Annotated in this window: 9 protein-coding genes and 2 pseudogenes; 4 read left to right on the top strand and 7 right to left on the bottom strand. The window is 39.7% G+C overall.

From position 1 onward, the window contains the following. Positions 1–293 precede the first annotated feature (293 nt). Positions 294–1,082: an SDR family oxidoreductase gene (locus RO21_RS11030; protein WP_047977832.1), complete on the top strand. Its 789-nt coding sequence runs from the start codon at positions 294–296 to the stop codon at positions 1,080–1,082. A gap of 159 nt (positions 1,083–1,241) precedes the next feature. On the opposite strand, the gene RO21_RS13565 is transcribed toward RO21_RS11030, so the two are convergent. From RO21_RS13565 to RO21_RS11010, 5 genes are all read right to left on the bottom strand, one after another. Then, positions 1,242–1,391: a hypothetical protein gene (locus RO21_RS13565; RefSeq protein WP_241482498.1), complete on the bottom strand. Its 150-nt coding sequence runs from the start codon at positions 1,389–1,391 to the stop codon at positions 1,242–1,244. Then, positions 1,367–2,971, bottom strand: a complete 1,605-nt coding sequence (locus RO21_RS11025; protein WP_053067775.1) for a GIY-YIG nuclease family protein — start codon at positions 2,969–2,971, stop codon at positions 1,367–1,369. Before RO21_RS11025 ends, RO21_RS13565 begins: the two co-directional genes overlap by 25 nt. 136 nt (positions 2,972–3,107) lie before the next feature. Further along, positions 3,108–3,929, bottom strand: a complete 822-nt coding sequence (locus tag RO21_RS11020; RefSeq protein WP_047977831.1) for an FRG domain-containing protein — start codon at positions 3,927–3,929, stop codon at positions 3,108–3,110. Then, positions 3,922–5,451: an Eco57I restriction-modification methylase domain-containing protein gene (locus RO21_RS11015; RefSeq protein ID WP_047977830.1), complete on the bottom strand. Its 1,530-nt coding sequence runs from the start codon at positions 5,449–5,451 to the stop codon at positions 3,922–3,924. The genes RO21_RS11020 and RO21_RS11015 overlap by 8 nt, the downstream gene beginning before the upstream one ends. Then, positions 5,435–6,079 (bottom strand): DNA methyltransferase, encoded by a 645-nt coding sequence (locus tag RO21_RS11010; protein ID WP_047977829.1) that lies wholly within the window; start codon positions 6,077–6,079, stop codon positions 5,435–5,437. Before RO21_RS11010 ends, RO21_RS11015 begins: the two co-directional genes overlap by 17 nt. A 281-nt stretch (positions 6,080–6,360) precedes the next feature. Here RO21_RS11010 and RO21_RS11005 point away from each other — a divergent pair, with 281 nt between their 5' ends. Continuing rightward, positions 6,361–7,188, top strand: coding sequence for a DUF5718 family protein (locus RO21_RS11005; protein WP_047977828.1), 828 nt, complete (start codon positions 6,361–6,363; stop codon positions 7,186–7,188). A 144-nt stretch (positions 7,189–7,332) separates the two neighbouring features. On the opposite strand, the gene RO21_RS11000 is transcribed toward RO21_RS11005, so the two are convergent. Continuing rightward, positions 7,333–7,938 (bottom strand): UDP-N-acetylglucosamine 2-epimerase, encoded by a 606-nt coding sequence (locus tag RO21_RS11000; RefSeq protein WP_084724303.1) that lies wholly within the window; start codon positions 7,936–7,938, stop codon positions 7,333–7,335. Positions 7,939–8,150: 212 nt separating this feature from the next. Here RO21_RS11000 and erpA point away from each other — a divergent pair, with 212 nt between their 5' ends. Further along, positions 8,151–8,492, top strand: coding sequence for an iron-sulfur cluster insertion protein ErpA (gene erpA, locus RO21_RS10995; protein WP_047977833.1), 342 nt, complete (start codon positions 8,151–8,153; stop codon positions 8,490–8,492). Positions 8,493–8,812: 320 nt separating this feature from the next. Further along, positions 8,813–8,941 (top strand): annotated as a pseudogene (locus RO21_RS13780) (helix-turn-helix domain-containing protein); the annotation flags it as partial. A gap of 39 nt (positions 8,942–8,980) precedes the next feature. Here RO21_RS13780 and RO21_RS13015 read toward each other — a convergent pair. After that, positions 8,981–9,060 (bottom strand): annotated as a pseudogene (locus RO21_RS13015) (IS1595 family transposase); the annotation flags it as partial.

Here is a 9,060-nt window from a genome sequence, read left to right as displayed (position 1 = left end):
AGCAAAAAAGAACGACGCACCGCATAATCTAACTTCTTCACAACAGTGCGTCGTTGTGTTGCATGCATTATAGAGAAATCCAAAATCAATGCAAGCACTTTTTGAGAAAAATGTGCAAAAAATTGAAAAATCTTACCAATTGATTAAAATATATTTAAATAGTCGCTGTTTGGTACACCCAAATTGCCACGTTATTGAATTTGGATATTGTGAAGCCGACTATTTATATCATCTAGAAGATCGGGCTTGATCTGATAAACCTGATCAAATTAACTTAAACAAGAGAAAATAGTATGAGGCTAAAAAACAAAATAGCTCTGATAACAGGTTCAGCTCGTGGAATAGGGCAAGCGACAGCTGAACTCTTTCGTCAAGAAGGGGCAATCGTCATAATTTCCGACATTCAAGATGGAAAAGGCAAGGTTCTTGCCGACAATTTAAGTGCTGACTTTTTGCATTTAGATGTTGGTTGTGAAGAAGATTGGAAAAAAGCTGACGAATACATTACTCAAAAATACGGGAGACTGGACATTTTGGTAAACAATGCAGGTATTACAGGTTTTTTAGAAACATCAGGGGCATTTGATGCCGAAAATGTAGAACTGAAATCTTGGGAAGAAGTACATAGAGTCAATGCCACAGGCGTAATGCTCGGGTGTAAATATGCGATTAAATTGATGAAAGAAAAAGGTGGAAGTATTGTCAATATTTCTTCAAGAAGTGGTATGGTGGGAATCCCAACAGCCGTTGCTTACGCGTCCAGCAAGGCATCGGTGAGAAATCATACCAAAAGCGTTGCCCTTTATTGTGCCGAAAAAGGCTACAAAATCAGGTGCAACAGCATTCACCCCGCTGCTATTATGACACCTATGTGGGAAGCTATGCTGGGCGAAGGCGAGCAAAGAATGAAAATCATTGCAGACATAGAGGCAGGTATACCGCTAGGACACTTTGGTGAGCCTATAGATGTTGCTTACGGTATTTTGTACTTGGCGAGTAACGAAAGCCGATATTTAACAGGCATAGAACTGACGATTGACGGTGGTATTCTAGCAGGTAGTGAAGCGAAGCCCAAAACATAGCGAGTAGGCTTGATATATATTGTTTAATTCTTTCTCTAAATTAAGTAAATCAGTTTAGTGCTTGATCCTTTATATTTGAGGATAGGAGGTTTTGTTTTCTACAATTATGGCTAATAAAAAGGCTTGAGCTGTATGCAGAGAAATTTGCTTGTACAGTTCTTAGGGGATGGAGAGATAGAAATATCTTTTCGCTACCCGACCATCGTAGCCCCGCAATACCCAAGAGATTTGCACCCGAAACGCCTCTTGGAAATAGGTCTCAGGGCTTGAGGCATTACGCAACATTAAAATCCCTGTCCACGCTGGCACAGAAACACCCGTCGTGAGCTTTCCACACGAAAGCGTGATCGTTTTGGTTGCAAGCGGGTTGTCATCGCATTTTGCACAGGCGGTAAAGCCTCCAAACCAATGCCCGCCTCTGCCCCTGCGGCAACAATAATCTGATATTGGTGGAAAAAGAGATTTTGCTTCTCCGCCAGCAAATTCCGCATTGCATAACAACTCGCCACATTCGGCAAAAACCAAAACGTATGCAATAAATTCCCTAATAAATAAGTATCGGAAAACGGCATCGGCGGTTTATCTTGTGGTCTTGCTCTCATTTTGAGCGTATCAACCGCTAATTCAGGCAATTTATTCTGAATGAAATCCAACCATTTTTGCACCTCATTTTTATAGGTAAATTGAGCATTCTCCCCCTTGCCTTTTGCCTCAAAAAAGAGATTGAGATCAAACTCGTTAAATTCCCCCTTCCGAGCAATATCCCTTAGAGAATCGGGTAATTGATAGGTCATCATCACCATTTTAGGTAACGATAAATAAGGATTTTTGCCCTGCACTGCTTGCCAACTGCTTTTCGCTTTTTGTTCATCGGAATACGTCCAGTTGAAAATTTGTTCTTCAATAAATTCGCCCGATGAAATTGCCCGAAACGGTGTGCCGGAAAGATACAAATAATGATGCGTTGTAATCGGGAGCAAATCCTCATCAAACTCTTTTAAATCACGGCTTTCTGCATACTCTTGTTCTTTTTTATCCTCTTCGCCGTCAAATAAATCTTTCGCATTTTCCCGCCACGCCCCGTAGTGATATTCGTCAAATACCACACAATCCCAATTCGTTTCGTGTACCCACGCATTTTTCGGCTTAATCGCCCCCGATTTGGTTTTACCCAAATAATCTTGGAACGAACCGAAGCAAACAAGCGGTCGGTTCGGGTCAATAGTTTGCAAATCACTATCCTTAGCGAAAAACTGCCCCCCTTCAAAATCCGTATGCCCTCGCAAATCTTCCTGCCACGCATCTTGTACTGCCGGCTTAAAGGTTAAAATGAGCAATTTTTTCCAGCCCATTTTTTTCGCTAACTGATAGGTCGCAAAGGTTTTACCAAAGCGCATTTTAGCGTTCCATAAAAAACGGGGCGCTTTGCCGTGATTGCCGCTGTCCTGCTTAAAGCTCTCAAAATAGGCTTGGGTTTTGCTGACCGCCTCCGCTTGCTCCGGTCGCATAGCAAAACTCAAAGTACGTTTTTCGACATTGCGAATCCCTTTTTTCACCGCAATTAACGCCGCCTCTACCTCTTTTTTTCTACACTCAAACCATTCGCCATTTACTTGGCGAATACCCTGTGCTTTCAATGCCTTATGCACATCGAAATCCCGAAACAGTGTGCCGTTATCCCGTACAGCAAACTCTTCTAGCTCAATTTTCCACGTCTGCTCCGGCGTTTTAGTCGGGTATTGCTCCCTTACTCGCTGTTCCGCTTTTTGCCTTGTGGTATAGCCCACTTTTAAACAATTTGGAAAAGAGCGGTCGGAATAAGCATAGATTTTGGGTGGATTAAATTCATTAAAAAGGTCAGAGTTAGTATTGAGTTGTTGATCGTTCATTTTTTGTCTCATTCATATTATCAATTATAGAACATCATTTTTGCCTGATTGTAGGGACGCCACGCTGGCGTCCGTTGAAAAACAGGATATATTAGGTAGCGGACGCAAGCATTGCGTCCCTACATTCGAGCGTTATTCAGTAATCATGCACAAATCCAATTTCTTTTCCTAAATTACAAATATTATCTAATTGAATATGACAATTTTTAATTGCCCCTTGTAAATCAGGATAAATTGCGTAGCAATCTATATTTAAAGAAAACAAAAAATTCATAATATCCCGTCGTAAACTTGATTTAATTTTGTATTTAATTAAAGGTCTGTGATTTTTTATAACTTCAGCAGCATCACTATTTGCAAAATAGTCGTTAATACTTTCTAACTCATCAGAAAGTTTTTTGGTAAACACCCCTCTTTGAGAAATAATTCTTGCACCAATAGAAAATTCAGGTTCAACAATCACGCCTGGAATTGAAAGAAATGCATTTAGTTGATAAACAACTCTATATTTACTTTTTGATATAGGGTTTTCAAAAGCAAAATATAAAGCAATCAAAAATGATCTTGTCCAATCTAATAGTGGTGTTTTTAGTCCATAATGTTGTCCATATGCCCATACATCATTCTCATTAGCTAAAATATATGACTCTTTTATTCTTCCCTTCAGTTCTTTCTTACAATGATATAAATAATCATCACAAATTATTTTGAAAATATCTTTATTGAGTTCTAACTTCGGAAAAACCTTTCTGATATGTCTTTCTAATGTAGATTCCAACTTATAACTTTCTTCTCTATGTCCTCGAAATATCATTGGTGAGTTAACGCTACCAATATGTTCATAATCTAAAATATCTTCACTCTCATAATTAGAGGGATAAATAAAATTATTCAATACCTTTAATAATGAATTAAAATCATCAATTATTACTTCATTATCTTTAATTTCTTTACTCATTTTCTAACTCCATCGGTCTAATCATTTTTTCAATAAATGCAATCTCTTTTTCATCTAAGCCATATTTTTCATAAAGTTCTTTATCTGTCCAAGATTTTGAAAAATCTTGTTGTGGAACTAATTCATAAACCCGTTTTGGTGCATCTTGTGTATTTTTCTTCAACAACACTAAAAAGCGTAAAAAACGGCTTGCCATATATTCCATTACATTCTGACAAGTTTCCTTATCCGAAAAAGTACCAACAACTAAATAAGTTTCAGTACAACAACTTCTTGGTGCACCATAAATTGCTTTATTCAAAACTTGGTAAGGTGCATCTTTCCCTTGTCCATAGGCTCTCCCTACATAGACCTTATGTTCATCAATCCAATGCTTATTTGCTAAAATTGAGCTTCGCTTAATATACCCTTTCCCTCCATTTTGATATAAAATAATATTTTCTTTCGTATCTAAATAAGGCTTAGGATTTCCTTTAACATTAGTAGCTAATCCAAATGGTTTTCTAGAACTCACCAATTCACTAAAACTTTTTTCTTTAAACGCTAATACCTTGCGTAAAATAGAAATACCTTCGTTATAACGGATAAAAATATCTAAATTTGGCTCTTTTAATGCTCTTTTCATTTGAGAAATAATTTCTTTATTTTCGTAGGTTGTTACTAAACAATTATCTTTATAGGTATTTTCCCAAAGAAAATAATTTACCCCACCTTCAATAGATACCCCCGGAAAACAATCGGACGCATTTGGGAAATCGTGGATTTCTTTAATTCGTTTATCCTTTAACATTTCATCACGGAAATCATCTAAGCCTTTTCCACCGGCAAACCAACGGGACGGTACAATCATAATCAAATAATCGGGATTGAGTTTTTTAGCTTGTTGGATAAATTTATGATAAATCGGTGCTGCACTTGCTCCTGCACCACCATCACCTAACTGATACGGCGGATTGCCAATAATTACATTAAATCTCATCTTATCTAATTCCAACTCCTGTCTGGCTTTTTCGTGAATAAACGCATAGGCGTGATTTTCCATTGTGATACGGTCGTAAACTTCTTGACTTGCACCACATTCCACACATTTACGATCTGCCCAAGTATGTTCGCTCTTCGGTTTAAAAATATGCCCTTCTTCACTCTCAAACTCGGTACAAATCGAATATTGGCTGTTTGCGTTTTTCGAGCAATAGAGGCTACGGCGAGATAAAAGTGCGGTCAGTTCGGTAATCGCTATGCCGTAGAGCTGTTGGGTAAAAATATGATTTAAACGGGTTTGCAAATCGGGAATTTGATCTTCTAACCCGTCAATCAGCCGTTTGGCGATTTCCCGCAAAAACACGCCCGATTTACACACGGGATCAAGAAATTTCGCATTGGGATCACGCCACAAACTTTCAGGCAAGCAATCGAGCATTTGATTGACAATCTCCGGCGGTGTAAAAACCTCATCATTGGATAAATTCGCCAAACAATTTAAAACATCAGGGTTGTAATTTACGTTAGAGAGTGTTGTCATTGCCTAACTCCAAAAAGTGAATGGGCGGGTAGTCTTTAATTGATTTAAAAACCTCAGGTTTATTACCTTCATCAGAATATTCAGGCGCATCAGCGTCATAATTTTTATTTACAAGCTCATCGTAAACAAAATCTCGGCGTTGTAACTGCTTTCCCGATGGCTTCCATTCAGTAAAAACAATATCTTTTTTATCCTTTACTGTTTTGAGTTCAAGAGCATCGCCGTGCAGAATATTTTTAGATAAAATCACTTCTGCCGAACGGATACATTTTTCTTGGTAGGTTTTGGGAAATTGGGACTGATAATGTTGAGTAAAAATCGCTAATAACCGCTTACGGCATTCCCTAACATTATCCTCCAGAATGTCGATGCCGTATAAACTACCAACAGAAATGACAGCATAAAGCTCATAGTCTGTTTGGATTTTCCTGTGCCGTTTCGCTACCGCCTCTAATTTACGGCGAAGAATTTCAACTAAAAAATTGCCTGTGCCACAGGCAGGCTCTAGAAAGGTTTTATCGGGATTTGTGGTTTGGTCTTTCACCAAATCGAGCATAGCATTGACTTCACGCTCGTTGGTGTAAACCTCTCCGAAGTCAGCGACTCGCTGTTTGGATTTAACTTGCATAGGAGATCTCCTTGCAAGCTGAAAAAGGAAGGGAAATTAGGCTAGGCGTGCGTGCGTGCGTGCGTGCGTGCGTGCGTGCGTGCGTGCGTGCGTGCGTGCGTGCGTGCGTGCGTGCGTGCGTTAATCATTATAACGTCCTTCTAACGTTGTCAAATCAAATAGGATTGGCATTCTAAATAGTTCTTTTCTGTTTATCAAGATAGAGAATGGGATCATTTTTGATGATTTTTTGTGATGCAAGCGGTAGAATTTCACCAATTTTTTACAAAAAGGAAAACATAATGAATACCACATTTATCGGCTTAGGCGTAGCGGGCAACTTTGCCGGACATTTAGAACAAGCAGGCGAAGCGGCGGATTTTTTACAGGTCAAAACCGTTGAAGCAGTGCAGCCGAAAGCGATTTTTCCGTTTTATGTGCCGAGCGAGCAGCTTGGCGATTATCAATTTCTATCCACTTATCCACTTTCCAATGAGGAAATCCGTTTTCCCAATGATGCGGATAACCTTCAAATTGAGCCGGAAATTGCGCTGATTTGCGATATTCAGTATGAAAATCAGCAAGTTATTGCATTAAAGCCAACCCATTTTGCTGCCTATAACGACTGCTCAATCCGCCGTCCGAATGCTCGCAAAATTTGTGAGAAAAAGAATTGGGGCGAAAAATCGAAAGGCATTTCGCCCACTTGGATCGCTCTCGATCAGTTTACCGCCGGCGGTATCTTAGACGATTACCATATCGCCTGTTTCCACAAACGCAACGGTGTATTGAATGAGTACGGTATCGACAGCCCTGCGGTTGGGTATAGCTATTTCCATCAAAAATTATTGGATTGGATTGTGGATCGAATGAACAATCAGCAGGATGAAGGCCCGATGAACCATATCGCTGCAATGCTCAAGCAAGCCGACTACCCGCCGCAAGCGGTAATCAGTATTGGGGCAACCCGCTATACCGATTTCGGTGAGCATAACTTCCTGCAAATCGGCGATACCAGTATTGTGGCTGTTTACAATGGGAAAACCTATTCCCACCAACAAATCGTTGAAATGGCGGAACAAGAACAATTTGCGGCCGATATTTCCGCGTTAGTGCAGAAGGTAATCTAATCGCAAACGGTCGGTTAGAGCAAATTTCTTGATATTATGCGGTAGTAGCACATACTTGAATTTCTGTTATAGGGACGCACTAGACTAGGTGCGTCCAACATCTAGAAATACCATAGGCATTCTATTTTATGCAGAAAATAGCCGCTAATCGACCGCTTGTATTGCTTGAAAAGGAAGATCATAAAACCCTTTCGGTTGATCTTTCTTCGGATCGTCTAAAAAGGCTTTGATCGCTTCGAACGCTTTTTCCATCGCATTAGCTTGGTAATAAGGATTAACCATTTGTGGTAGCCGTTGCTGAAACTCAGCAGATAACAAGGTTTCAATCCCTTGAATAATCCCTTGAGTATCTGTAGCAACATCAATAACACTTTCGCCCCGCACACGCCCTTGTTGGCGATTACCGATATTGACCGTCCCCACTTGGCAGGACGGGGCTTCCAGCAAACCGGACGAACTGTTACCAATCAGCCCTTGAGAATATTTAATCAATGCTAAATATTGCTCCGGTTTGACCGAGGTGAAAAAGGCAAAACCGTTAGTTTGGGTATAGTGATGAAAACGCTGGAAAATTTGGTCAGAATGGGTATCCGCATTTGAACCGATAAACACAAACTGATAGCGATCTTTAAACTGATCCAATGCCGCTAAGAGCGCTTCGACCTGCGCCAAAACCGGTTGGGCATTGAGCGTTTCGGGGTGAAATACCACCAAAAAATACGGCTGATTCGGTATGCCTAGTTGTGCCATCAGGGCGGTTTTCCGCCTGTGAATCAGTATATGCGACTTTTTTCATTATTGAATCATCTTTTCCAACATCTGTTGTAGCAAGGTATAGCCTTGTGCATTCATATAAATTGTGCTGGAAAGTAGCCCCTCAACCTAGATTTTTCCCCATTGCCCAAACAAAACAATTAGTAGATAATACCGAAATTTTCAAAAAGTTTGATATGGGACAAGAAATGAGTGAAATGAATATCCCTTTAATTTTTACCGATGCGGCGGCAAATAAAGTCAAAAGCCTCATCGAAGGGGAAGATAACCCGAATCTGCGTTTGCGGGTATATATCACTGGTGGCGGTTGCAGCGGCTTCCAATACGGTTTTACTTTTGACGATCAAGTGAATGACGGCGATTTAACCATTGAAAACCAAAACGTCGGCTTAGTGGTCGATCCGATGAGTTTACAATATTTGATCGGCGGCACAGTCGATTACATTGAAGGGCTTGAAGGCTCTCGCTTTATTGTCAATAATCCGAATGCTAGCTCAACCTGCGGCTGCGGCTCGTCTTTCAGTATTTGAAAACAACTTAATAAAAAGATCACTTGCCTGATCTGCACCCCAAAAGTTGAACTAAACAACTAACTAATTGAGGTGCAGATTTTTATGACTAAATACCCCCCTTCTTTCAAACAACAAGTGTTCGAATTTTATCTTCGAAATAGAAAAACCCGTTCACTCATTCGTCAATATTTTCAGCTAGAAGAAACAACATTACGGCATTGGATTAACCAATATAATCATAATGTTTTCAAATAGTTAGTTGTACTTGGCACCAAACAAACTTACTCGCCTGAATCTAAATTATCCGTCATACAGGAGGCTAAAATGGGCAATTTTCGACTAGACAGGCAGCTTTGCATTTTCAATATCCCTCATCAAGATGTTATCAGTTATGGCTTAAAGCCTTTGATAAACAAGGTATAAATGGTTTATTCCCCAAATCTAAAGATCGAAACCAACGTACCTGAAAAAGCAGGTATCATAAAATCTGGGGCTGTACTAGATAACTAGAATAAATTCTGCTTTACTAATTGTTTTAAAATGGAAAATTGAACTTTTATTTCACTGTGGTTAAAACGCCATTCAC

The sequence above is a fragment of the Muribacter muris genome, from assembly GCF_001038205.1.
GTDB lineage: Bacteria > Pseudomonadota > Gammaproteobacteria > Enterobacterales > Pasteurellaceae > Muribacter > Muribacter muris.
Note: the sequence above shows the minus strand (reverse complement) of the source record. Positions and strands in the feature narration are given on the sequence as shown.

Excerpts from the sequence above, each read along its gene's own strand:
- RO21_RS11010 (WP_047977829.1), bottom strand. The coding sequence starts at position 6,079 with ATGCAAGTTAAATCCAAACAGCGAGTCGCTGACTTCGGAGAGGTTTAC.
- RO21_RS11015 (WP_047977830.1), bottom strand. The coding sequence starts at position 5,451 with ATGACAACACTCTCTAACGTAAATTACAACCCTGATGTTTTAAATTGT.
- RO21_RS11005 (WP_047977828.1), top strand. The coding sequence starts at position 6,361 with ATGAATACCACATTTATCGGCTTAGGCGTAGCGGGCAACTTTGCCGGA.
- RO21_RS11000 (WP_084724303.1), bottom strand. The coding sequence starts at position 7,938 with ATGGCACAACTAGGCATACCGAATCAGCCGTATTTTTTGGTGGTATTT.
- erpA (WP_047977833.1), top strand. The coding sequence starts at position 8,151 with ATGAGTGAAATGAATATCCCTTTAATTTTTACCGATGCGGCGGCAAAT.
- RO21_RS11020 (WP_047977831.1), bottom strand. The coding sequence starts at position 3,929 with ATGAGTAAAGAAATTAAAGATAATGAAGTAATAATTGATGATTTTAAT.
- RO21_RS11025 (WP_053067775.1), bottom strand. The coding sequence starts at position 2,971 with ATGAACGATCAACAACTCAATACTAACTCTGACCTTTTTAATGAATTT.
- RO21_RS11030 (WP_047977832.1), top strand. The coding sequence starts at position 294 with ATGAGGCTAAAAAACAAAATAGCTCTGATAACAGGTTCAGCTCGTGGA.